General features: G+C 33.9%; 23 protein-coding genes. 7 read left to right on the forward strand and 16 right to left on the reverse strand.

The genetic code is table 11. The features are described from left to right. Positions 1-65: 65 nt before the first annotated feature. A complete protein-coding gene (locus tag ACQCPR_RS09475; RefSeq protein WP_427138881.1) occupies positions 66-1,850 on the reverse strand; it encodes an ABC transporter ATP-binding protein in 1,785 nt (594 codons plus the stop codon). After that, entirely contained in the window at positions 1,850-3,604 is a 1,755-nt protein-coding gene (locus ACQCPR_RS09480; RefSeq protein WP_427138882.1) for an ABC transporter transmembrane domain-containing protein, read from the reverse strand. The genes ACQCPR_RS09475 and ACQCPR_RS09480 overlap by 1 nt, the downstream gene beginning before the upstream one ends. 355 nt (positions 3,605-3,959) lie before the next feature. Between ACQCPR_RS09480 and serC the strand changes: the two genes are divergently transcribed. Continuing rightward, the gene (gene serC / locus ACQCPR_RS09485) at positions 3,960-5,057 is read left to right on the forward strand and encodes a 3-phosphoserine/phosphohydroxythreonine transaminase (RefSeq protein ID WP_090569337.1); all 1,098 of its coding nucleotides are present in this window, start codon (positions 3,960-3,962) and stop codon (positions 5,055-5,057) included. 150 nt (positions 5,058-5,207) lie between these two features. Further along, positions 5,208-6,176 (forward strand): NAD(P)-dependent alcohol dehydrogenase, encoded by a 969-nt coding sequence (locus ACQCPR_RS09490; protein WP_090569340.1) that lies wholly within the window; start codon positions 5,208-5,210, stop codon positions 6,174-6,176. A gap of 288 nt (positions 6,177-6,464) precedes the next feature. Here the strand turns inward: ACQCPR_RS09490 and ACQCPR_RS09495 are convergent, their stop codons facing one another. The 5 genes from ACQCPR_RS09495 to ACQCPR_RS09515 form a co-directional block, all read right to left on the reverse strand. Beyond that, positions 6,465-6,719, reverse strand: coding sequence for a hypothetical protein (locus ACQCPR_RS09495; RefSeq protein ID WP_090569343.1), 255 nt, complete (start codon positions 6,717-6,719; stop codon positions 6,465-6,467). 285 nt (positions 6,720-7,004) lie between these two features. Then, positions 7,005-7,709, reverse strand: a complete 705-nt coding sequence (locus tag ACQCPR_RS09500) for a class I SAM-dependent methyltransferase (RefSeq protein ID WP_427136852.1) — start codon at positions 7,707-7,709, stop codon at positions 7,005-7,007. Positions 7,710-8,127: 418 nt separating this feature from the next. After that, positions 8,128-8,505 carry a hypothetical protein gene (locus ACQCPR_RS09505; RefSeq protein WP_427136853.1) on the reverse strand — a complete coding sequence of 126 codons (378 nt, stop codon included), beginning with the start codon at positions 8,503-8,505 and terminating at the stop codon, positions 8,128-8,130. 142 nt (positions 8,506-8,647) lie between these two features. After that, a complete protein-coding gene (locus ACQCPR_RS09510; protein ID WP_427136854.1) occupies positions 8,648-9,160 on the reverse strand; it encodes a DNA topology modulation protein in 513 nt (170 codons plus the stop codon). A 29-nt stretch (positions 9,161-9,189) separates the two neighbouring features. Further along, positions 9,190-9,624 (reverse strand): GNAT family N-acetyltransferase, encoded by a 435-nt coding sequence (locus ACQCPR_RS09515; RefSeq protein ID WP_427136855.1) that lies wholly within the window; start codon positions 9,622-9,624, stop codon positions 9,190-9,192. Between the two features lie 415 nt (positions 9,625-10,039). On the opposite strand from ACQCPR_RS09515, the gene ACQCPR_RS09520 reads away from it, so the two are divergent. After that, a complete protein-coding gene (locus ACQCPR_RS09520; RefSeq protein WP_427136856.1) occupies positions 10,040-10,930 on the forward strand; it encodes a DMT family transporter in 891 nt (296 codons plus the stop codon). 156 nt (positions 10,931-11,086) lie between these two features. Next, positions 11,087-11,692, forward strand: coding sequence for a phosphatase PAP2 family protein (locus ACQCPR_RS09525; protein ID WP_427136857.1), 606 nt, complete (start codon positions 11,087-11,089; stop codon positions 11,690-11,692). Positions 11,693-11,795: 103 nt separating this feature from the next. Here ACQCPR_RS09525 and ACQCPR_RS09530 read toward each other — a convergent pair whose 3' ends face one another. After that, entirely contained in the window at positions 11,796-13,181 is a 1,386-nt protein-coding gene (locus tag ACQCPR_RS09530; protein WP_427136858.1) for a DHA2 family efflux MFS transporter permease subunit, read from the reverse strand. 198 nt (positions 13,182-13,379) lie between these two features. Between ACQCPR_RS09530 and ACQCPR_RS09535 the strand changes: the two genes are divergently transcribed. Next, entirely contained in the window at positions 13,380-13,862 is a 483-nt protein-coding gene (locus tag ACQCPR_RS09535; protein WP_427136859.1) for a TetR-like C-terminal domain-containing protein, read from the forward strand. Between the two features lie 335 nt (positions 13,863-14,197). Further along, the gene (locus tag ACQCPR_RS09540; protein ID WP_090569370.1) at positions 14,198-14,641 is read left to right on the forward strand and encodes a carboxymuconolactone decarboxylase family protein; all 444 of its coding nucleotides are present in this window, start codon (positions 14,198-14,200) and stop codon (positions 14,639-14,641) included. Between the two features lie 327 nt (positions 14,642-14,968). Here ACQCPR_RS09540 and cntE read toward each other — a convergent pair whose 3' ends face one another. From cntE to cntA, 6 genes are all read right to left on the reverse strand, one after another. Next, positions 14,969-16,144 (reverse strand): staphylopine family metallophore export MFS transporter CntE, encoded by a 1,176-nt coding sequence (gene cntE, locus ACQCPR_RS09545; RefSeq protein ID WP_427136860.1) that lies wholly within the window; start codon positions 16,142-16,144, stop codon positions 14,969-14,971. 52 nt (positions 16,145-16,196) lie between these two features. Beyond that, positions 16,197-16,943, reverse strand: a complete 747-nt coding sequence (locus tag ACQCPR_RS09550; protein WP_427136861.1) for an ABC transporter ATP-binding protein — start codon at positions 16,941-16,943, stop codon at positions 16,197-16,199. Further along, complete coding sequence (gene cntD / locus ACQCPR_RS09555) at positions 16,944-17,756, reverse strand: staphylopine uptake ABC transporter ATP-binding protein CntD (RefSeq protein ID WP_427136862.1); 813 nt, start codon at positions 17,754-17,756, stop codon at positions 16,944-16,946. It abuts the gene before it with no gap. Next, positions 17,757-18,653 (reverse strand): staphylopine uptake ABC transporter permease subunit CntC, encoded by an 897-nt coding sequence (gene cntC / locus ACQCPR_RS09560; RefSeq protein WP_427136863.1) that lies wholly within the window; start codon positions 18,651-18,653, stop codon positions 17,757-17,759. Further along, positions 18,654-19,586, reverse strand: coding sequence for a nickel/cobalt ABC transporter permease (opp1B, locus tag ACQCPR_RS09565; RefSeq protein WP_427136864.1), 933 nt, complete (start codon positions 19,584-19,586; stop codon positions 18,654-18,656). It abuts the gene before it with no gap. 463 nt (positions 19,587-20,049) lie between these two features. After that, positions 20,050-21,660, reverse strand: a complete 1,611-nt coding sequence (cntA, locus tag ACQCPR_RS09570; protein WP_427138927.1) for a staphylopine-dependent metal ABC transporter substrate-binding lipoprotein — start codon at positions 21,658-21,660, stop codon at positions 20,050-20,052. A gap of 576 nt (positions 21,661-22,236) precedes the next feature. Here cntA and ACQCPR_RS09575 point away from each other — a divergent pair. Beyond that, positions 22,237-23,031, forward strand: coding sequence for a CPBP family intramembrane glutamic endopeptidase (locus tag ACQCPR_RS09575; protein ID WP_427136865.1), 795 nt, complete (start codon positions 22,237-22,239; stop codon positions 23,029-23,031). Positions 23,032-23,441: 410 nt separating this feature from the next. On the opposite strand, the gene ACQCPR_RS09580 is transcribed toward ACQCPR_RS09575, so the two are convergent. Then, positions 23,442-23,786 (reverse strand): DUF2178 domain-containing protein, encoded by a 345-nt coding sequence (locus tag ACQCPR_RS09580; RefSeq protein ID WP_427136866.1) that lies wholly within the window; start codon positions 23,784-23,786, stop codon positions 23,442-23,444. Next, positions 23,776-24,015 (reverse strand): helix-turn-helix transcriptional regulator, encoded by a 240-nt coding sequence (locus ACQCPR_RS09585; protein ID WP_090569400.1) that lies wholly within the window; start codon positions 24,013-24,015, stop codon positions 23,776-23,778. Before ACQCPR_RS09585 ends, ACQCPR_RS09580 begins: the two co-directional genes overlap by 11 nt. Between the last annotated feature and the right edge of the window lie 65 nt (positions 24,016-24,080).

The raw sequence follows: 24,080 nt of genomic DNA on the forward strand, positions 1-24,080 counted from the left end.
TACAATTTATCCGCTTTTTTACAAAACAAAACCAGCTATGAGTCAAAACTCTAGCTGGTTTAAGGTTATGCTATGTCATTAACCACATTGTTCTGTAGTAGATACATTTTATGGTACAAACCTTTTTGATTTAATAGCTCCTGATGAGTCCCACGTTCAACTATTTCACCATGATGCAGCACCAGAATTAGTTCTGCATCCTGTATAGTACTCAAACGATGGGCGATTGCTATAGTCGTTCTTCCTTTTCTCATTTTTTCTAAACTACTTTGAATAGCTACTTCTGTCTCTGTGTCAATATTTGCAGTTGCTTCATCTAGTACTAAAATCTTTGGATTAGTAGCTATAGTTCGAGCAAATGCTACCAATTGTCTCTGCCCACTCGAAAAAGTGGATCCACGTTCCGTCACTTTTTGTTTATAAGCGTTTGGTAGTTTTTCGATAAAATTATTTGCCTGCACAAACTCTGCAGCTTCTTTTACTGCTGTATCCGTCATGTTGTTTGCATGAAGACGAATATTACTTTCAATATCCCCATAAAACATGAATGGGTCCTGTAGAACAAGGCCAACAACTTCTCGCATCTCTTCTGATTTGAAGCTTTTCACAGAGTGACCATCTATCTTAATATCACCTTGTTCAAATTCATAAAATCGCATAAGCAAGTTTATAATAGAACTTTTACCACTACCGGTATGACCAACTAAAGCAACAGTTTGACCAGGTTCAGCAGTAAACGAAATATTCTTTAGCACATCAGTTTTTCCATCATAAGAGAAAGTGATATTCTGGAATTCAATTTTACCTTGTTCTATTTTTGCATTTTCAACGTTTTGTTGATTTGGGGCCAAGTCCTTCTCATCTAATAACTTGAAAACCCTCGATGCTGCAACAATTGCTTGCTGAAAAATAGAAAGTCGCTGCATTACTTGATTAATTGGCTCAAAGAAACGATCAATATATGTGACAAAGGCATATATAACACCTACTTCTACGATATTATTCATGGATGTAATTCCGAAATAACTAAGTACCATGATAATTGCTAAAGCATAAACCAAATCAATGGCAGGTCGTAGTAATAAGCTATCAAGTTTGATGTTTCTTTTACCTGCATTCCAATGTGAATCATTGATCTCATTGAATTCGTCCTGTAACCGATCTTCCTGCCTAAATGCTTGAATCATTGTCATGCCTTGCAATGATTCTGCTAGCTTTGCATTTAGTTGACTTAATCTCTCTCTAAGATCCTGGTAAACTACCGAACTATATTTCCTATACGTCAGGATAATTATAGCTAATATTGGTAATAAAATAGTTGTCACAAGTGCGAGCTTCACATTTAATATAAACATTGCAATATACACACCAACTACTAAAAAACCACTTTGTACAAATCCCACCAATACACTAACGAACATATCTTTAATAGCTTCAGTATCATTAGTCACACGGGATACAATACTCCCCGCTGGAGTTTTGTCAAAATAACGCATTCCTAATTTGTGTACTTTCGTAAATACATCAATTCGCATCTGTTGAATAATTTTCAGCGCTAGCTTTTGGAATGTTAATAATTGAAAATAGCTGACAATTACATTTCCAATTTGTATAAAAATATAACCTATTGCAAGGCCTACAAGTGGACCTGTCGGGAAATATCTAGGTGTTAAAAAATCATCCATATACGTTTTGATCAAATATGGACCAAGAATATCACCTGTAACAGTTAATAATAGTAAAAGTAAGGCGATTGCGATTGTTTTTTTATGTGGTTTCAAGTAGCTGAGTAAACGTTTGAAAACTACCCACTGGTCTCTTCCTGTCAGCTGCGGTTGTTTTTCGTCCATTAAGATTCACCCCCTTGCTCCACTAATGATTCTAACTGCTGTAGTTGATACATCTCATAATACATACCTTGTTGCTGCATTAATTGATCATGAGACCCCTTTTCTACTATCGTTCCCTCATTCATCACAATTATCTGATGCGCATGCTGAATCGCGCTTAAACGATGAGAGGTAATAATAGTTGTTTCATCGATACGATTAGCTTTTAATGCTTCTAAAATTGCTTCCTCGGTTTTAGCATCTACTGCCGATAAAGAATCATCTAGTATGAGTAATTCAGGCTCCATCATTAGTGCACGAGCAATTGATATACGTTGTTTTTGTCCCCCTGATAACGATACACCACGTTCTCCAACGACCGTATTATAGCCATTAGTAAACTGTAAAATATCCTCATGTATGTAAGCCAATTTTGCAGCTTCCTCAACAGCCTCCATAGTTGCTCCTGCATTAGCAAATGCTATATTACCTGCAACAGTTGTAGAGAATAAAAAATGATCCTGTGGTACATAACCAATTGCTTCACGTAAGCTGCGTTTTTTATATTTGTCAATCGCATACCTTCCGTATAGAATCTCACCTGTATATCCTTCAAATTCCCGCATTAAGAGCTTCAATATTGCCGTTTTTCCAGAACCTGTTTTACCGACAATCCCGAGCGTTTCCCCTCGTTTAAGCGTAAAATCTACATGATGTAATGCTGCTCGATCGTCTCCTGGAAATTTGAATTCCTTAATTTGAAAGTGAATATCTCCTTCAGGCTTTACATTCACAGCATCTGGAATATCATCAATTTCAATCTTTTCGTCCATTAAATTATTGATACGATCATAAGATGCACGACCTCGCTCAACAATATTAAATAGCCACCCAAAAGCAAGCATCGGCCAAACGAGCAAACCAAGATAAGACGTAAACGCAAATAAATCACCGATAGTCATTTCATCAGCGAGTATGTAACGAGTACCAAATACAATGGATAGGAAAAAACACATCCCAACAACTAAAGAAATCGTCGGATCAAATAATGCATCTACCTTAGCTACACGTATATTTTTATCTACTACTTCTTGTGATAATTGAACAAAATCTTCAGTATCTTCTTTTTCCTGTCCAAACGTTTTAATGACTTTAACTCCAGAAATACTTTCCTGTGATTTATCATTTAAATTAGAAAAAGCTTCTTGAGCATAACGAAACCGTTGGTGCAACAGTTTTCCATAATAGCTTGTTAAAATAGCCATTAACGGTAGGGGTAATAATGCTATTAATGTTAGCTTCCAATTAATCGTAATAGCCATTGCAGCGATTACAAATCCTCCTGTTGCTAGTGAATCCACAAGCGTTAATACACCTGCACCCGCCGTTTGTTGAACAGCAGATAAGTCATTTGTTGCGTGGGCCATTAAATCTCCAACACGTTTTTTTTGATAAAAGGAAGGAGACATTTTTGTGAAATGACGAAACAAATTTTCTCTAAGCTGTCTTGCTAAAAATATCGATGAACCAAAAATCATAATTCGCCAATAATAACGCAAAATATACATCCCAATTGACGCCAGTGCTAAGATACCTAACCATTTAACCAAAAATTCAGTAGTTAGCGTATTTTGACTGATTTCATCTACAACATACCCTATTATCTTCGGTGGTAGTAGCTGTAGAAATGCAACAAACAATAACATCAGAATCCCAATCAGATACTGCTTTTTTCTTTGTTTAAAAAACCATCCTAATTCCAAAAATACTTTCACTTTTCTTCCCCCACTATATATATTAAGACTTTATTATTTTAGCAAATATTTGAACATTCCGATAGATGGGATAACAAAATAATTCGGTTACTGAAATATTTTCACTAGAATAATGTATATTTGATAGTTGAGTCAGTTTCATAATTGCTTACTTCAACAGATGAAAGTTAATTGGAGTCCATATCTACTTTGTTCGGAATTTACTATTTAATATTAATTAAATCAATTCAATACAAATTAGAATGTTAATACTTTATTAACTTTTAAAAAATTACACAATTTTTTATATAGTAGGATAAAAAACGTATATAATAGATAAATATATTCAAACCACTATACGATAGGAGAGGTCATCTTGAATCATTCAAATAAACGCGCATATAATTTTAATGCAGGACCTTCTGCGCTACCACTAGAAGTATTAGAAAAGGCACAACAGGAATTAGTTAATTTCCAAGGGTCAGGTATGTCTATTATGGAAATGAGTCATCGCAGTGCAACTTTTGAAAAAGTCCATAATGAAGCTATTTCCCGTTTAAGAAAACTTTTCGCTATTCCAACCGACTATGAAATTCTTTTCTTACAGGGTGGCGCAAGTCTTCAATTTACTATGATTCCGATGAACTTCTTAAAAAACGGGAAAACCGCAAGCTATATTATGACTGGTGTTTGGTCAGAAAAAGCTTATAAAGAAGCTAAACTTTTTGGTGAACCTGTTCAGATTGCAAGTACAAAAGAAAATCAATACCGTAATATTCCTACATTTGACGAAATTGATATCGACACAGATGACGCATATGTACATGTCACATCGAATAATACAATCTACGGAACACAATGGTCCGAGTTTCCTAATACAGGAGAAGTTCCATTAATCGCAGATATGTCTAGTGATATCATGTCAAAACCTGTTGATATTAGTAAATTTGATATGATCTATGCAGGTGCTCAAAAAAACCTAGGACCTTCCGGAGTAACTGTGGTTATTGCTCGTAAGGATTTTCTCGCAAAAGCCAATTCAGAAATCCCAACAGTCTTAAAATACAGCACACATGCTGAAAGTAACTCTCTTTACAACACACCACCAACATTCGGCATTTATATGCTTGGAGAGGTGTTAAAATGGATAGAAGAAAAAGGCGGTTTGACTGCAATCGCACAACAAAATGAGGAAAAAGCGAAATTGATATATGATGTGATTGATAATAGTAACGGCTTCTATACAGGCCATGCTTCAAAAGAAAGCCGTTCTCTAATGAACATAACATTTCGCGTTGCAGACGAAGAATTGGAACAACAATTCTTATCTGAAGCAAAAGAAGCAGGCTTTATCGGTTTAAATGGGCATCGCTCTGTTGGAGGTTGTCGTGCTTCTGCTTATAATTCGGTTCCACTAGAAACATGTAAAGCTCTAAGTGATTTCATGATCGCATTTAAAACCAAGCACCAATAAATTATTAATACCCAAGGTAATTTTACCTTGGGTATTATGGATTTTTTTCACTTGTTTTCATTTGTTCAAATTTCAGGTCTTTTTATTTTTTTATAGCATATTTTCTAATGAGATAAATGGGAAAATCTCATACCATTTAGGAGGAAACCGATGAAGGCAATAATTTCTAATAAATATGGCTCACCTGATAATCTTGAATTTAAAGAAGTGAAAAACCCTATTCCTGACGAAAATCAAGTGCTTATTAAAATCTACGCTGCCTCCTTGAATTATGGAAACCTAGTTCTCTTAAAAGGAGAACCCTTCCTAGCACGATTTGCATTTGGACTTTTTAAACCTAAATACATTATTCCCGGAGGTGATATATCCGGGAAGGTTGAATCTGTTGGTAAAAATGTAAAACACTTTAAACCAGGTGACGAAGTATTTGGTGACCTCTCTGGCTGTGGGTGGGGAGGCTTTGCTGAATATGCAACAGTTCCTGAAAATTCATTGGTGATGAAACCAAGTAATATATCATATGAGGAAGCTGCTGCTGTGCCTATGGCCGCCACAACCGCCCTTCAGAGTTTACGAGATAAGGGCAAGATCAAATCAGGGCAAAAGGTTTTGATAAATGGAGCATCTGGTGGAGTAGGTACTTTTGCAGTACAGATTGCAAAATCATTTGGGGCAGAGGTAACCGCGGTCTGTAGCACAAGAAATTTAGACATTATAAAATCTATTGGAGCAGACAATGTCATTGATTATACAAAAGAAAACTTCACCAAAAATAACGAACTGTATGACATAATTCTTGCAGTAAACGGTTATCAACCAATTTCGGCTTATAAGGGTTCTCTTAGTCAGAATGGTAAATATGTAATGGTCGGTGGTTCCGGAGCACAATTGACTCAAGCTATGATATTGGGTCCACTACTTTCCATGACAGGAAGTAAGAAATTGGGCAGCTTTTTGCAAAGACCAAATCAAACTGATTTGATTTTTATTAGGGACCTTATAGAAGCCGGTCAATTAAAACCTGTAATAGATAGATACTATAAAATGAGTGAAGTCCCTAACGCTTTCAGGTATTTTGAAGAAGGGCATACTCAAGGAAAAATCGTTATTACAATGTGAAAGTTTTTGGAAAAAAATCTTTCAAATATTATTGCTGAGTTCTGTCACAGACATCCGTGTCATCCAGAGTTTCCAACTTGGTACTAATAAAAGAGACAGTTCGCACTGTCTCTTTTATTGTGAAAATCTTATTTTTATAAAGATTAGAGCTAGTTGACATATACTCCAGAGTCTAGCCTTTAATAATTGCCACACCAAGTTCAAGCAGTAGAATTTTTATCAATTTCAAAACCACCATTTATAACCGTTGGAATAATGAATTAACTAGAAAAATGTATTAAGATTATCTTACCAAAAAAATGCTGAAGCTAGAGCGATGCCGGCAATAGCACCCAGCGCAATACCAAAACCAAAGCCAGATTCTCCATATCCACCAAAAAATCCTAAACCATAACCTCCAAGATTTTCATCAGGTCGTATCCAGACCATATTTCTGTTAACTCTTGTAATTTCCCCTACGTGAACCCTGCCATCATGACAAGTAATTCTCACTCGCTGTCCATTAAACCTACAACATTGATTATATAAATCAGATCGATTCATTTTCATCCTCCTTTCAAGACTACTTAATATGTCGTTATTAACATATGCAGTTGAAAAGATTGTGTAATAGACAACCGTCTAGAAAATGAAAGTTTGAGGTTATTTATTGTTTTATAAATTTGTAGAATGATGAGGAATAACTTGGAGTAGTTTATTAAAAGTGTAAGAAATGCGACCATATATTATTGTGAGTTATAGTAATAAAAACTTCTATTTCATACTGTTTTCTGTGTATTGTTTTAGTTTAGAAAGTGAAAATTTTGTAGTAGGAATAACCTTTTCTTATCATTTTCGACATTTAAATACTCGATAGTTGATGAAATTCCCGTTATGAAGTAAAAATTCGTTATGCTTTTCCCATATGTCAAAGAGATCCATATTTATTTGAATAGAAGGATTTGTGTCATTAATTTCACTTTTAATAAGTTCTGGTGGAGTATTTATTATTTCTACTTGGGTTAATCCAGCTTGATGTAACCGTAGTATCCATTCTTCGGTATTTAATACTTCCTTAATCCCGTATAAACTACATGCTAATTTTTGTTGTTTTTCTGACAGATATTGTTCAGCAGTCATCTCAATCATTATCAAGCTTCCATCACTTTTCAAAACTCGAGAAAGCTCCTTTAACGTCCTCGAAATATCAGTAAAAACAATAACAGACTCAGATATAATCAAATCAAAGGAACTATCTACAAAATCTAAATTGTGCACGTCTTCTTCCAACACCATTACCGGTACTTTAATTTTTTTAAAACGTTGCCTAGCTTTTTGAACCATAATTGGGTGATTGTCAATCGCTGTCACTTGGCAATTATACTTTTCAGCTAAAAAGGCTGCAGTCTGCCCTGTTCCACACCCAACATCAAGCACAGACTCATTTGGTTGAATGTTTTCATTTTCCAATATAGCTTTTGTTAAATTAAAGCCACCAGGATGAGCACCACCAATTCCATAATAAGCTAATAAATCTAAATAAGTATTTGTCAATAAAATTCCCTCCTCCCTCTAATAATGTTATAGTATGCTTTTTAAGCATATCTGTAACTATTTAGGTAAGCTTGGGATAAACAAAACTCGTACACAATTTACATTGAAAATAGGGAGATTGTTTTCTTTTCCATAAATGTTTCGATTGTGCCCTAAAAGATGCCCGGTCCTCTAAAAAAAGACAAGCATTATGCCGTTGATGTAAACGAAGGACGGACGCTTTCCGTGGGCTCAGCTTCAGCCGCTGTCTTGGCAGATTAAAACTCTTTTACAAATAAACTTTCAATCTATAATCTCTGAAATTGTAATGTATTCAGTAATTATAATTTTTCTGTTCTGTTGCATGCAATAACTACTTTTTATTCTCCACATTAAAACATGAACAGCTATAAAATAGGAAATCAGTTTGATAACAATATTATCCTTGGATACCTCTTTCTAAAAGTTTGTATACACCTCGATAACTTTCGTTCATGATAATTTCCGCTACTTCTTCACCTCTCAATTCACCTATTTCTGTTAGAAATGATAACGCCGCTACCAAACAAATTTCCGCATCAAATTCAGAAGGCATAGTTTTATATGGATTATCTATAACTACTTTGTTATACCTTTCTTTAAAATGATTTCTTTGTAAAAAATTATGTAATTCTTCATAATGTTTTTCTGAGCAATCTTTTTCTTCAAAAGTTCTTTGTATTATAACTTCATTTAAATGTACTTCACCCACTTTAATCAGTAGTTTTAAAGCATGTTCTAAACAAATTTTCTCATTAAAATAGCTTTGCACATACATATTATTTATCCTCATTTCGCTCTAAGATCTATAATACAACTAGAAGTCTTTATATATTTATTCTGCTAAAATACTGAGTTAGCTTTTTGGGAATACAATGTTATACATTCCTCTAAAATGGTAGTTCATTAAAAAGTCAAGGTCATTCATTAATAACTTTATCTAAAAAATCTTTTACTTCTCTAGGAGACCTTAAAATAATAACTTTCTTTTCTTTAGGTAAATGTTTAAGTTTCTTTAACACTGCAGGTCTCTTAGTTTTTGGATAATCCCAAACCCATTTCAGAAAGTCAAAATCTATCCTTTCATTAACACCCTCTGCCATTTCTGGTCTGGATTTGCCGTGATATTGAATCATCCTCTTAAAAACTCTATTAATGCAAACTAACCTACTAATATCAACAAATATAATAGTGTCAACCGCATTCAGTCTAATATCCAAGGTCCCGTTATAATTCCCATCAATAATCCATTGATCTTTTATAACCAATTCGCTTTGAACTTTCCTTTGTACCTCTTTAGATGTTGGCTCCCAATTTGGCTTCCAAAACAATGCATCTAGATGGTAAACTTCTATGTTCAATTTTTCTCCTAATCTTTTTGCCAATGTAGACTTCCCTGCTCCCCCTGAACCAATTAATGCAATCTTTTTCATTGTCAGCCACCCCATTTTGTACTTAATTATTACAAAACTGGTGCGATTGTTGATTTAAAGTAAATTATCTCTGGATCCCCTTCATCTAAGTTTTCAACAAATCCACTTTGTATAAATCCATTTACTTTGAATACTTCTTGCATTGTTATATTTGATTGATTAGTGGAAGAGAATATTTTCTTTGTAGGTGCTATGCTTACAAAATACTCAATGAGGGATGTTGCATATCCTTTACGTCTTTCAGTTGGCTTTATAACTATCAAAGATATAAAGCTACTATCGAAGAAATTTATATCAAAAATCAAGAATCCAACAAATGAGGACTTATTTTTAATAGCAATACATCTCTCCTCTTCAATAGCATTCTTTATGAATTTTCGTCTGCTATCATTGCCAAACACTTCTATATCAATTTTCACTATTTCTTCTAATTCGCTAAGTTTGGAAATAACCAAATGTGTCATATAAAAATCCCCTATTCATTATAAATGAGTATTATTTTAGTTTGTTCTCATTTTTCATACAATTTCTCCGTTAATCAACCATCTTTAGTTTAATACGTTTCAACTGATACGAAGTTCCATTTTTTTTGTAATATTCACTATATATCCGTTTCCTATTAGAACATTATGATTGAGTAAATCTATTATAAGAGAGTTAGTCAAATCATTGTTTATTTAGTATAATTAGCTCATCAAAAATAGGGGGAATTTTCATGCAATTATCAACTGTAAATCAATGCATTCGGAAGTCATTTTCAACATCACCACCACCACAGTTTACTCCTGCTGCACTGTCGGCATTGAATAAGCTTATATTAAAAACAGATTAAGAAGCTGCGAATATATGAGCTCTTTCGCAGATTCGAAGGAGTAGACGATGAAATCTAAAATTCAGTTCTTATTATCAATGATAATCTTCGGAACAATTGGTGTTTTTGTAAGATACATTGACTTATCTTCGAGTGAAATAGCTTTATTACGTGGTTTAATTGGTAGTTTATTTTTAACTACAGTCTTGTTTATGATGAAGAAGAAAATTTCGTGGGCAATGGTCAAAGTAAATGCTCTAGTTTTAGTACTTTCGAGTATTGCACTTAGCGGAAATTGGATTTTCCTGTTCCAATCATATAAGCATACGACCATTTCTAACGCTGCATTAAGTTACTATTTTGCACCTGTTATTGTCCTGATTCTTTCACCTCTAGTACTCAAGGAAAAATTATCAGCTAAAAAACTAATCTGCATTGGTATAGCAATGCTAGGTATGTTATTCATTGTTGGTAATGGTGGTTTAGGTACAGCTGGATTAGATGATCTAATTGGAATTGGCTATGGATTACTAGCAGCTGTATTCTATGCGTCTTTAATGTTACTGAATAAGTTCATAAAGAAAATGGATGGCTTAGAAACCACGTTACTTCAACTTGGAACAGCGACAATACTTCTCATGCCATACGTTTTCTTTACGGAGGGATTCGGAATTTTGGGAGTATCAAGTTCTTCAATACCATTTATATTAATCTTAGGGATTATACACACTGGTATTGGATTCTTATTATTCTTCTCTGGTATGCAGAATTTAAAAGGGCAAAGCATCGCTACACTAAGCTATGCTGATCCAATCACATCATTATTAATCTCTGCTATTATCTTGCAAGAGCAAATGACCTTTATTCAAATGCTAGGTGGTGCATTGCTTTTAGGTTCGACATTTGTTAGCGAAAATAAATCAATTGAATTTCCAATAAGGTTTAAAAAAACTAAATAACAGAACAAAACAGTAAAAAGTATCAGCTTCCTACTGTTTTTATATTTTAAAACTAATCTATAATATAATTTGTATTTTTCATTCAAGCTTAGCCATACTAATTTATATTTTATGATATTGGGATTTAAAAGTATAATTATTGGAAGGAATATTAATATGAACAAGTCTAAATATGTTATAGCTGTGTTTACTTTCGTTATATTCTGTATTATATGGATGACCTATGAGACATCATTCATACAATCCTTCGACAGAAAAGCCTCGGATTTATTATATGGCAATAAATTCATTACAATGTTTCATTATTTAGGTGAAACTAAGTTCATATTTGCTGTCACCATAATTGTTTTAATCATTATTTGGTTTCGTAAACATGACTATAGATTGACGGTTTTTGTCATTTTTTCTGTTGGTGCTGGATATGGTTTATACCAATTTTTAAAACGTGTAATAGAACGACCACGTCCTGAGATTGTAGATCAGTTTTTCACTTTTAGTTTTCCTTCTGGACATGCAGTACATGGTTTATTGTATCTTTTAACAATCGCCTATTTAATCAATCAAACTGTAATCATTTCAAAAAAGGCTTCAATCATCGTTTGGATTTCAGCCATTATATTAACTTTATTAATTGGGCTCTCTCGCATAACAGAGGGACGTCACTTTGCTTCTGATGTTTTAGCTGGTTGGATGCTTGGATATAGTTGGTTTGTCCTTTGCTTATGGTGGTATAAAAGAGGAAATCGCGAACGTAACAAATAAGTGTACTGTATCATACAAATAAAAAGGCTTAAATCCAACTAAATAGGATTTAAGTCTTTTTATTTTTCACATATTTGAGTCACTAGTATTTTCGTAATTTAAGTTAATTTGTCTTTTTCGGCGTAAACCAGGTGATTATGAATGCAATTATTGAAAGAACAAACATATAGAAGTACGTGCTACTTGCGGCATTAATATAACTTTGCTTAGATTCTAAAGAAACATTCAATAATTGAATTGAATAAACAGTCATAATAATTGCTGTACCGATTGCTCCAGCAAGTTGCCGTATTGTATTATTTATAGACGATCCGTGAGAGGCTAATTCCCTCGGCAGTGCATTTAGAGCAGCAGTGTTTAATGGCATTGTAATAAACGCTAAACCTATACGCAATAAAATTGTCCTAACTAAAATATATATAGTTGTTGTTTCAGATGATAAATCACTAACTGTAAACATCGAAATTGCGATTAAACCTGTCCCTAAAATGAATAAAGGTTTTGCTCCAAACTTATCAAATAGTTTTCCGGTAACTGGGGAAAGCATTGCATTAATAATGGCACCTGGTAACAATAATAATCCTGCTTCAAGTGCTGTAAACCCACGTCCATCCTGCAAATAAATCGGCAGTAATATTAAATCAGCATACATTAGAATTGTAATTGCAATATTAACTACCGTCGTCATCGAAAATACTTTAAATTTGAAAACATTTAAATTCAATAAAGGTTCAGTAGCCTTTATTTGTCGGAGACAGAACAAAATCGTTACAACCAAACCTCCAACAATTGATGTAATGACGATTAAATCATCCCACCCTCGGCTGCCTGCACTACTAAAGCCAAATAGAACAAAGCCAAAGCCAACCGTTGAATATATTACACTGACTATGTCGAGCTTTATTTTAGAAGTTTCTGTCACATTAACTAAATATTTAGTCGCTAGAATAATAATCGCTGCTACGAATGGAATCATGATGATAAATAACCATCTCCATGATAAATACTCTAAAATAAAACCTGCTAATGTTGGAGCAATTGCTGGTGCAAAAATAATAGCGAAGCCAATATTCCCCATAATTGATCCACGCTTTTCTGCTGGATATAGATAAACGATTACAGTCATCATTAACGGGATGATAATTCCAGCACCAACTGCTTGAATCATTCTACCTGTTAATAGTACGCCGAAACTATTCGCGCAGGCTGCAACAATAGAGCCAATTAGCAAAAATAACAATGAGCTAATAAATAACTGACGTGTTGAAAAACGTTGCATTAAGTAAGCTGTAATAGGTACTAACACTCCGTTTACAAGCATAAATCCTGTAGCTAACCATTGAATCGTTGCGGTATTTACATCAAAAACAACCATTAAATCACTAAACGCAACGTTTAATAATGTTTGATTTAATGTAGAAAAAAAAGTTCCCGTTATCATTATGATTAGTAGTAATTTTTTAGTACTACTTGATATTTCATTTTGCATATAAAATCCCTTCCCATATAATATATATTGTCGACAGAGTGTCTAAAAAATATAATAGCAGAAGAATTAAAACAGCCATATACAATTAGCTCTTTTCTGTCGATTAGTTGATAATTTTATATTGTAAAGGAATGATATACATGACTTTTTAAAGAAGATCCTCGTGCAATTCGTACCCAAGAATTGCTTAAAGAAGCCTTGTTAACACTATTACAAGAAGATCATTCTTTTCATCAAATTTCTATTCATAAATTAACGCAAAGGGCAAAATTGAACCGAACCACTTTTTATTTACACTATCAAAATATTAATGAGTTAAAGGAGCATTTAACAAATGATATTTTACAAGAGCTAACTGATAAATTAGAAAATTTAACTTCCATTTTTGATAGAAATCGTAAAGAGCATTTAATACAGCTTTTGAACTACCTTCATGAGCAAAGAAACAATATTCTTGCTTTAGCACAGTTTGAACAAATTGAGAATCAATTACTTTTATTGATGAAAGACTTAATCGTTACCCGGAGAAGTCAATCGAAGAATATAGGCAGAAAAAGCATTATCGATCCAGATATTAAAACCGCCTCTATTATCGGCATCATTATGTGGTGGTTAAAAAATGGCTTACATCTAGATTCAGCATATATTGCGGAGCAAATTAATCTGATGTATCGCTCATAATTATATTTCTCTTCAAAATATGAAATGCCAAAACATTGATTGCACAACGTTTTGGCATTTATTTTATACGCTATTGTGACTATGGTCCTTAGGTAAAACATCCGTTTTTAAACTAGATACTTCCCTACTAACTAAATCTTATAAGAATGTTACTACCTATCCCCCATATAGTGGTTCCGACAATCCACCAAATTATAGTTTGGTGGAAAATTAATTTAACATTTACCTTTACAATTGGATTTCTTCTTATATTAATGTCAAAAGCGCAAAAAATAGTACAAACGTTCTTTTTAGGGTATAATAGCCTTATCTAAAATGTAAAGGGGTCTTGCTTTATGGCACAAAGGTTACCTTATTCTGAAATTGCACCAGCAGGTATGGATATTATGATGGAAATGGAGAAATATACGAAAACATCTGCGATCGAACGAAAAATTCGTGAGCTAATTAAAATTCGTGCTTCTCAAATTAACGGATGTGCTTTTTGTTTAAACATGCATACAACCGATGCCCGAAAAATGGGTGAAACAGAACAGCGATTATACTGTGTTAGCGCATGGGAAGAGTGTGAATTCTACACTAAAGCAGAGAAAGTGGCTTTAGAATTGACGGAGCACGTGACATTAATACCGACAAAACGTGTTCCAGATGAACTTTATCAGCGGGTACGAGAACACTATGACGAGAAACAATATGTTGACCTTATTCTAATCATCAATCAAATCAACAGTTGGAACAGAATTTCAATTGCAATGGGTAATACAGCCACTGAAAAATAATTACTCTCAACGAACATCAATAGGTGTTCGTTTTTTTAGTTCGTTTTACTGCGAGTTTGTGTCAAATTCTTATATTTAACTATGCTACTCTTAACTAAAAAAGTGTCTCTGCTTAATACAGAAACACCTACGTATTCAATGAATTTATGACTTTCTTTCAATTTCCCAATAAAATATGGATATTACGTAGTGCATAAATATTTGATAAATACTTATTCCTTTTATAATGGATAAAGTGACCCCTGGAGAAAATTTCAACACACAAAAACTAACTAATACAATTTATTTGGATAATGATAATTTTTAAGCAGCTTAGTCTATATAGATTTATCCGATAAACAACTTTCGCCGATCATAGGCAACGAAGAGCATTAACACACCTAAAATCGAGCAAATCATATATGTAGTTGAATAGGAGTAAAGGTCTGAGAGTGGTCCCATAATGAGACCACCTAAGGAGACACCTAAATCTGCCATCGCAATAAATAAACCTAGTAATATATTGCGTTTTGCCTGGGGCAGGACAAAGCTTAAAAATGTGGTTAATGTTGGGTAGAGAATTGCCTGAGCTATACCTATTAAAACAGCACCTAAATAGAAAAAGAGTACCCCACCATTTATTGCAAAACTTACGCATTGTGCTCCAATAGCTAAAAGAAGTATTGTTCCCATTATAAAAGATGAATGCCATTTTCCATCAGAAGGAATTTTTTTTCTTAAGGAAAACCGTGAAAAGACAACAGTCCCTGCCATTAGCATTAGAAATATACCAGCATTGCCGTTTTTTATTTGTTCAGCATATAGTGGCGTAAAAATAGTAACCGCTCCAAATATAATGGAAGCAACTAACATAAGAACACTACATTTATACAAATGTGGATTTTTTACTAACTGACTAAATGAATTAAACATACTTCCACCCTGCTCAGCCATTTTTGTAGGTCGGGTTTCGGAATTATTCATTTTAGTACTGTATCCAAATACTCCAGTTATGATAGCAATTGTTACCATCACTACTGCAAAGTACTCCATTCCTCCTTGCCAAATTCCTAATGCCAATAAAGGTCCAATAATACCTGGTATATAAGAAAATAAAGAATAAAGTGATATTCCCTGTGAACGATCTTTTTCTGGTAGTGCATCAATAATTCCGATCTGTAATGCCATTGAAAAAAAAGCTGTTGAGACTCCTTGTAACATACGAGCAATCAAAAACCCACCAAGACCAGTTAATGTATATAATATTAAAGCAAATCCATTAATAATAAGAATAACTCTCAACACTTTTATGGGGCCATGTTTTTGAATATAATGACCTGCCCATGGTCTAAAAAACATGGTAGTAAACAAATATGCCCCCATGATCAAACCTATTGTTGTATTAGTTGCTCCTAGGGCACCCCCTTGTAAAGGAATAATAACATTTAGTATAGAATTGGCACTAAAATAAAGTAGTACCAGCAAATATAATCGTATAAATGGCCAAGACATAGCTCCACTCACAAGTTTTTCTCCTCCAAACTATTAAAAATTATGTACTTATGGCTTTACCTGGTTAAACCGTTATCAACGACTTTAGTAATTTTCTTGCATAGACAGATTTAACGTCCTTCAAATGTTCAATTGCCACGATTTCTTCTATTTGTCCATCCTTAAAAATAATGACTCTGTCGCAAATATAAGCAGCAGCCTGTATATCATGAGTGATAAAAACATAACTCATATTGTAGATTCTTTTTAAATCCTTGAGCAATTCAAGCACTTGTATTTGAACAGATACATCTAATGAACTGATCGCTTCATCTAATAAAATACATTTTGGCTCTGTTGATATAGCTCTTGCAATACAAACTCTTTGAATCTCTCCTCCTGATAACTCATGAGAATATTTGTTTCGATAAGACGAAGGCAGTCCAACTTGATTTAATAGAGTAGTAATCTTGTCTATATTCTCCTTTTTACTCTTGTTTTGAATCTTCAATGGCTCCAAGATCGCCTCTTCAACAGTAAAAAATGGGTTAATGGAAGATTTGTAGTCTTGAAAAACAGCGCTTATATTACCTAATCTCACTCTTCTGTCTTCTACATTCATACCATCAATCAAAACCGTCCCACAATCTGGCTTTTCAATTCCCAACATCAAACGCCCTAAAGTTGATTTACCACTGCCACTTTCTCCAATAATACCAAGACATTCTCCATTTCTACATTCGAGGCTAACATTCTTTAAAACAATCTGCCTTTCCGAAGAAAATAACCCATTTTTTTTATAGGATTTTTGCACTTTATCAACTTTCAGCAACTATTGTCCCTCCCCCATAATCCTCTTAAAGTTATTACTCAGAGCCATTCTTGTAGAAACTAGGTATTTTGTATATTCATGTTTTGCTCCTGAAAAAATTTTTTCAGTATTACCGCTTTCAATGATTTTTCCATCCTTCATCACTAAAACTTCATCAGCAATTTTCCTTACAACACCTAAATCATGGGAAATAAAAATCATGGAACAACCAATTCTTTCACGTAAGTTAATAAATTGGTCAACTACTTCAAATTGGGAGATGGTATCTAGTGCTGTTGTCGGTTCATCAGCGATAATAATATCTGGCTCTAGCACAATTGCCAACGCGATCATAATGCGTTGTAGCATCCCACCCGATAACTGATGTGGATACTTATTCATAATTTCTGTAGGATTTATTAACATGACACTTTCCATGGCACTTTTCATTCTTACTTCCGCTTCGTTTTTACTCCAATCGAAATGTTCAGCAAGTGTTTCCCTTAGATGTACACCGACTACACAGGAGGGGTCGAATGCAGTCATTCCATTTTGTAGAATCATGCAAAGGTTTTTTCCCCTTTTTTTTCTCAACTCCTTTGTGGAAAGTTGGTTTATATTCTCCCCTTTAAAAAGTATATCTCCCGATTGTTTAAGTGAAGTGCTGTTTAATCTCATGATTGCCCTACAAGTTACAGACTTACCACTACCACTTTCTCCTACAATCGCTAGGCAGCTTCCTGCTTTTAAATCAAATGAACTATTTTGAATGATCTTTTTCCCAGAAACTATATCCCATACCATTAAGTTTTTAACCTCTAGTATATTCTTCATCTAATTCGCTACCTCTTTTTCTCGAACCTTTACAGCAGAATAAGGAGAATTTTTTTTGTACTTATTTTTAGAGATTACTAGTTTTGGGTCTAGAGCAACTTGAAGTGAGTCAGATAAAAAATTGAATGCCGATACCACAATGACAATCGCTAATCCGGGAGCCAACATTAATTCCGGTCTCGTAAACATAACTTCCCTCGCTTCATTCAACATCATTCCCCATTCTGGATTTGGGGCTTGAATTCCTAAACCTAAAAATGAAAAACCAGAAATTTGCAAGATCATTGATCCTATAGATCCGCTCGAAATCACTGCGATATCAGAGAATGTAACCGGAACTATATGTTTGAAAATTATTTTAAAATCACTAATACCCGTTGCTTTAGAAAACTTCACATAATCCAATTCGGCATACTGCATAACAGAAGTTCTAATAACTCGAGCAAACCAAGCCCATTTAATCAAAGCAAATGCAATTAGGATATTTTCAAGGCCTACCCCCAATATTCCAATAACTGCTAGCGCCATAACGTAACCAGGAAAAGAAAGCATCGTGTCACATGTTCTCATAATTATTGCATCAATTTTCCCTCTAAAGTAACCAGCTAGAAAACCTAGAATGGCACCAACTAAAACAGATATAAACAGAACAACTAAAACCCATAATACACTTGGTTGGATTCCATATATAATTCTGGATAAAATACATCTTCCTAGATGGTCATTACCTAATAAGTGTTCCCATGAAGGTGAAGCGTATCTAAGACTCATGTTGATTTCATTAGGATCAAATGGTGCAAATAATGGTGCGAAAATACCAGCAATAATTGTGACAGCAATGATTAATAAGGATATCGTAGCTAACCTATCTCTACTTAAGTTTCTCAGTATTCTCATTTAAAGATCATTCCTTAACTTAGGATTCATAAAAGCATTAATAATATCGGAGATTGTATTAAACAAAACAAAGGCAGCTGCTAATATAAGCACATATGCTTGAATAATAGGAAAGTCTCTACCTAGAATTGCTTTCACACTTAGACTTCCTAATCCTGGCCACGCAAAAACATTTTCTATAACGACTGTACTTCCCAATATGATAGGTATTGCCATACCAAATATTGAAATGGATACTTGCAATGAATTCCTTAATAGATGCATGGTAATTTTCTTCTCAGGCAAACCGGATGCCCTTCCATACAAGACATAATCCTCATTTAAATTGTTTAACATGGATGATCTAATATTTCTAAAATATATACCAGCATAACTTATCGTGATAACAATAACCGGTAAGATATAACTGCTATACGAATCCATTCCACTTGTTGGTAATAAGTCTAATTTAACGGAGACATACCAAATCATAATTGTCGCTAACCAGTAGGACGGCATTGCTGTTAAAACAAACGATAATCCTCTTATTGATTTATCGATTACTTGCCCTTCCTTTAACGCACAAGTAACTCCTAATAATATGGACATAAAGATAATGGCAATAGATGAAATTAACGTTAACTTTAAGGTATTTAAGAATGCTGGACCTATCAGTGACCATACAGGTTTACCATTAATGTATGAATCTCCAAAGTCCAACTGTAAGGAGGAAATGAACCAATCAAAATAACGTAAGATAAATGGCTTATCTAGGCCCAATTCTTCTTTTGTTTGTTCTAATAATTCTTCTGTTATCTCTGGAACACCTTGCGCTTGTAATACCACTTCAGCTGGATCTAAGGGAGAGAGATTAATTAAGACAAACGTCAAAAACGAAATGATTAAAAGTAAAGGGACGGATACGAGGATCCTTTTAACAATGTAACTTCCCATAGCAAATCTCCTTTCCATTGAACTATCAAACTTTAAACATTTATTCTTTTTTTGCTAGTAAAAGAGAGGGAAATCCCCTCTCAGACTGTAGACAAACTCAATTTTTGGTGCATAGAGTTGTATACTAAAATCGGCAAGGACCACCACTTCGCTTTCCGTGGGCTTGGCTTCGGCCTCCTCGTCACTGCGAAAACATATGGTCCTGCGGTTACTCGTCGCAAAGACATTGGTCAAACAAAGTTCGACCAATGTCTTTCCTGCGGGGTCTTCTACTCAAGCTGTCCCACCGGAGTCTTCGTGGTGGTCCTTGCCTTATAAACAACTCCTTAAAGGTTTCTACTATATATACTTTTATTTAGATAAAGTAACCTTTTTAAAGATATTTATTATTACTCATAGCAGTTTATAAAAATATTTTTGTCGTCAAGCTGAGAGGGGGAAATCCCCTCTCTTATTAATATTTTTACTTAAAGTTCATCAACTCAAATGGAAGCTCAAATTGAGTTTGCTTGAATGATATTCCTTTTAGATTTTGTGGGGCTACTACAGTGACACTTCCATTTGAAATAGGGATAAAAACTGCTTCTTCATGAACAATTGTCAAAATATCAGCGTACAATGATTTTCTAGTTTCTTCATTTGTCGAGACCATAATTTGTTCAATTTTCTTGTAAAGTTCATCTGCATGTTCAATGCCTTTTGTCGTGTGCAAATAAGATGCCTCAGAAGTAAAAGCTGAGATTGTACTTTGTGGGTCATACGCTAGACCCCAGGTTTGATTGAATAATAAATCATAGTTGCCGGTAGATCTTCTATTAGCTATTGAAGTTGACTCTTCACCTATAATCTCCAGATGAAGGCCAATCTCTTCTAAAGAGGCTTGTATAAATTCAGCCTGGTTTTTTTGAGAGGAAGAATTGCTATCATAATAGAGCTTCATAACTAATTTTTTTCCTTCTTTGGTTCTAACTTCATCTCCATTTTCTAGTTTCCATCCATCTTTTTCTAGAATATCTTTGGCTTTTTCTACATCATAGCCTCGCTCCTTTAAGTCAACATTGGCATAGTTTACATTTGGTGAAAATAGTGTATTAGCCACTGACTCTGTACCATTAAAGATATCCTTACTAATTGTTTCTCTATCAATTGAGTACCATATGGCTTCACGAACCGCTATTTCACTTATTGGATTATCTTGTTTACTGCTATTGGCTACTATCATTTTAGTGTTCATTGGTTCACTTCTTATAAGTTGATATTCTCCGGAATCGACTAATTGATTCATGGGTTCGATAGCGAGACTATCTGCTCCACGATCATCTGTAAATACAAAATTGACTTCTCCTTTTTGTAATGCTAGCAATGTCGTTTCCCCAGCAGGAAGTACTTTTGACGTAATTTTTTTTATTTCAGGTGTTCCATTCCAGTAGTCTTCATTTGCTTCAAAAGTGGCAAATTCATCGATTTTATGTTCTGTGAGCATATATGGACCAGTACCGTTATAGCCACTTACGCCATCTTTCGTTTCCCCATTTTTAAAATCTTTTGGTGATATGAATACATAAGGTCTCGTCATAGACAATTCAGCCAAAGTTGGATAGTATGTTTCGGACAGTGCTAATTCAACTGTGAACTCATCTACTACATTCACACTTTCAATTTTTGTAGATAACTTAATCCAGGCATGCTTCTCTGCATTATTTTGTACAGCCTCAATATTTTTCTTCACTGCCTCTGCGTTAAACAGCACCCCATCATGAAATTTCACATCTTGTCTTAAAAAGAACGTGTATACTTTTCCATCTTCTGAAACTTCCCAAGACTCAGCGAGTAAAGGTTTGATCCCATCTTCCGTGTTTTCAACCAAGGATTCATAGACCATCCCTTGTGCCGGCATTGAACCTGAGTACAAATGTGGGTTCATATCATTAATATCTTTAGCAGATGCATAAACAATCTCATTTTTATTATTAGCAGAATCACCCGTTTTCTCATTATTAGAACTTTCAGCTGAGCAAGCCGCCAAAATGGATATAATCAATAATATTAAACACACTAACTTAAACTTTTTCATTAACAACATATTTCTCCCCTTCAGCCTTATTAATTTGAATTAACGCGTTTTAATGAGTTAACATGATCTAACTTAAATTACTTCCACCTTCTAGCGGATTCCAGTGGTTGTCAGTATATGAACCTATTTTTTAAGTCGAGTCATATTTTCAATCGTTTGCTCCTATACTATTTCCAATGATCCTTCCTTATAGAGTAAAATAATCTTAAATAGTAATGATTACTATTTACGATTTACAATTGAATTATAGCATTATATTCCATATAGTCAATTCGTAAATTTCCACTAAATACAATTTTTTGTTTCTGCTGCCGCAAAAGGACATTCTTCATAGAGAACAACATTTTAATAGTGGTGTAGAGAATCATAAGTGAATATTACTGATAAATAACAATAATGTTGTTTGAAAACGCAAGTTTTGCTATTCGTTTATCGGACCAGATGGTGAATACTTAGTGTATTAAATATGCTAAAATAAAGAAATTGCAATGAAGATATGTACTTAAAGTAACGGTGTTTTTAATTGAAATATAAAAAGATGTGAGTGAGTATATGGGTGAAATGGAGACATTTAATATGAAAAACGTGTGGATAAGAATTTTAGTAGTAGTGATAATAGGCATCACCATTTGGAATTTTATAACCTACCTTAGTGATACGTTTATAGGGGAAGGATATAGTAGAACAAATCATTTTTTTATTGCTGTAATTACTTCTGCATTAACCTTTATCCTCATCCAAATAGCACTTAAAGTTGATAAAGTACATTGGAAATCAATCGGACAAGGAACATTCAAAACGAATATTTTTTTATTTTCACTTGGATTTTTTCTTTGGGTTGTACCTGCATCCGTTGGTTTAATTATTTGTTTAACACTAGGATGGGTTGAAGTAACATTATTTTCTGGTTTAGAAAACTTATTGTTTAGTATCTTGATTTTATTCATTACTGTATTCCTGATTGAAGCGTTACCTGAAGAACTTATTTTTAGAGGATATATTTATCGCTATCTAAATGTAGATTTTCCTCATTGGATAACGCTTATTATTCAGACAATACTTTTTTCATTTTTCGCCTATTTTATAGGGGCGATTTATTCATTCGAGCAGCTTCAATTCATTCCCGGATTTGCTCTGATACTGGGTTATCTTAGGGCGGTTTCAGGAAACATATGGACTTCCATAGGATTCCACGTTGCTATAATGACAGCATTGCAAATTTTAGGACCAATTCATAGTCACTTTGATGTAAGTGGGATGATGATGCTTCAATTTTTTGCTTTTATTTTACTTCCAAGTGCAATCGCTGCAACTGTATTATCAGTTATATTCCCAAATCATCAGTGGTATAAAAAAGAGCCTATTTTTTAACATAAATCAACATACGATGAATTTTTTGAAGGATATTGAATACCTATTATCTGATCGCATCACTGAATATCTTAGTTTCACCACGCATACAAAGAGATTGGGACAGAAGCAGAAATTTTATTGGATAAGGAGAAACCTTTACCAAATAATGGATATTTAATAAAACTGATTGGAATGAAGGGGCGACTCCTACGGGAATAGCGTGACGCCTGAGACTACAGGCTCAGGCCACGCCCGTGGAAAGCGTCCCTGGAATGGAAATCAATTTTGTGCACAGCAAAAAACAGCATTTTTCTCACAGAGAAAAATGCTGTTTTGAGGTTCTGTCCCAGCCTTTTTAAAATGATAAATCTTCATAAGTGTTTCGGAAAAAGAACAATTTGAGTGTTAAAATCGTGTAAACAGCACTTCTAAAAACCCTTTTTATATTGTATTGCTAAGTAAATTCCACCAGCTAAAAATGTAAGCGCATATTTGAACAAGAAAAAAATGGTCCACATATAATCTTTAGGAAAAATCAGGTCACATAGAATAATTGCCCACAGCATACAATAACTGCTTTTCAAAAAGATGCTATTCGTCCGTTCGTCTTCTTTCCCAATTTTCTTATAAAATACATAAGCAAAAATCGCACTACTCATGAGTAGTAAAAAACCAAATCCAATAAGTAAATTCCAATTTCCCGTAGATTGCTCAGCCCAGGACTTTAAAGGATAAAAAATTGCGTTAGAAATATCTGAGAAATTAATTTGCATTTTGATCACTTCCTTTCACATAAGTAAAAATATCGTTTACATCCACATTAAAAAATTGGGCAATTCGAAAGGCTAACAGCATAGTCGGTATATAATTTCCTTTTTCCATTACGAAGATGGTTTGTTTGGAAACCCCAACTTTCTCAGCTAATTCTTGCTGAGACATTCTGGCAAGTACTCGATATTCATAAACCTTATTTGTTATTGAATCACCAAAATCTTTCTTCATGACCATCACCTCTTGAATCAAATTATAAACTTTGTTTGTATAAAAGTAAAGTAAACTTATACAAA

This window comes from Psychrobacillus psychrodurans (genome assembly GCF_050209195.1).
GTDB lineage: Bacteria > Bacillota > Bacilli > Bacillales_A > Planococcaceae > Psychrobacillus > Psychrobacillus psychrodurans.

What these genes read in the sequence shown, in the direction of transcription:
- ACQCPR_RS09530 (WP_427136858.1), bottom strand. Translation starts at nt 13,181, where the DNA reads ATGCAAAATGAAATATCAAGTAGTACTAAAAAATTACTACTAATCATA.
- ACQCPR_RS09540 (WP_090569370.1), top strand. Translation starts at nt 14,198, where the DNA reads ATGGCACAAAGGTTACCTTATTCTGAAATTGCACCAGCAGGTATGGAT.
- cntC (WP_427136863.1), bottom strand. Translation starts at nt 18,653, where the DNA reads ATGAGAATACTGAGAAACTTAAGTAGAGATAGGTTAGCTACGATATCC.
- ACQCPR_RS09585 (WP_090569400.1), bottom strand. Translation starts at nt 24,015, where the DNA reads ATGAAGAAAGATTTTGGTGATTCAATAACAAATAAGGTTTATGAATAT.
- ACQCPR_RS09475 (WP_427138881.1), bottom strand. Translation starts at nt 1,850, where the DNA reads ATGGACGAAAAACAACCGCAGCTGACAGGAAGAGACCAGTGGGTAGTT.
- ACQCPR_RS09525 (WP_427136857.1), top strand. Translation starts at nt 11,087, where the DNA reads ATGAACAAGTCTAAATATGTTATAGCTGTGTTTACTTTCGTTATATTC.
- ACQCPR_RS09490 (WP_090569340.1), top strand. Translation starts at nt 5,208, where the DNA reads ATGAAGGCAATAATTTCTAATAAATATGGCTCACCTGATAATCTTGAA.
- cntD (WP_427136862.1), bottom strand. Translation starts at nt 17,756, where the DNA reads ATGAAGAATATACTAGAGGTTAAAAACTTAATGGTATGGGATATAGTT.
- ACQCPR_RS09495 (WP_090569343.1), bottom strand. Translation starts at nt 6,719, where the DNA reads ATGAATCGATCTGATTTATATAATCAATGTTGTAGGTTTAATGGACAG.
- ACQCPR_RS09515 (WP_427136855.1), bottom strand. Translation starts at nt 9,624, where the DNA reads ATGACACATTTGGTTATTTCCAAACTTAGCGAATTAGAAGAAATAGTG.
- ACQCPR_RS09505 (WP_427136853.1), bottom strand. Translation starts at nt 8,505, where the DNA reads ATGTATGTGCAAAGCTATTTTAATGAGAAAATTTGTTTAGAACATGCT.
- ACQCPR_RS09580 (WP_427136866.1), bottom strand. Translation starts at nt 23,786, where the DNA reads ATGCAAATTAATTTCTCAGATATTTCTAACGCAATTTTTTATCCTTTA.
- opp1B (WP_427136864.1), bottom strand. Translation starts at nt 19,586, where the DNA reads ATGGGAAGTTACATTGTTAAAAGGATCCTCGTATCCGTCCCTTTACTT.
- ACQCPR_RS09575 (WP_427136865.1), top strand. Translation starts at nt 22,237, where the DNA reads ATGAAAAACGTGTGGATAAGAATTTTAGTAGTAGTGATAATAGGCATC.
- cntA (WP_427138927.1), bottom strand. Translation starts at nt 21,660, where the DNA reads ATGAAAAAGTTTAAGTTAGTGTGTTTAATATTATTGATTATATCCATT.
- ACQCPR_RS09510 (WP_427136854.1), bottom strand. Translation starts at nt 9,160, where the DNA reads ATGAAAAAGATTGCATTAATTGGTTCAGGGGGAGCAGGGAAGTCTACA.
- ACQCPR_RS09520 (WP_427136856.1), top strand. Translation starts at nt 10,040, where the DNA reads ATGAAATCTAAAATTCAGTTCTTATTATCAATGATAATCTTCGGAACA.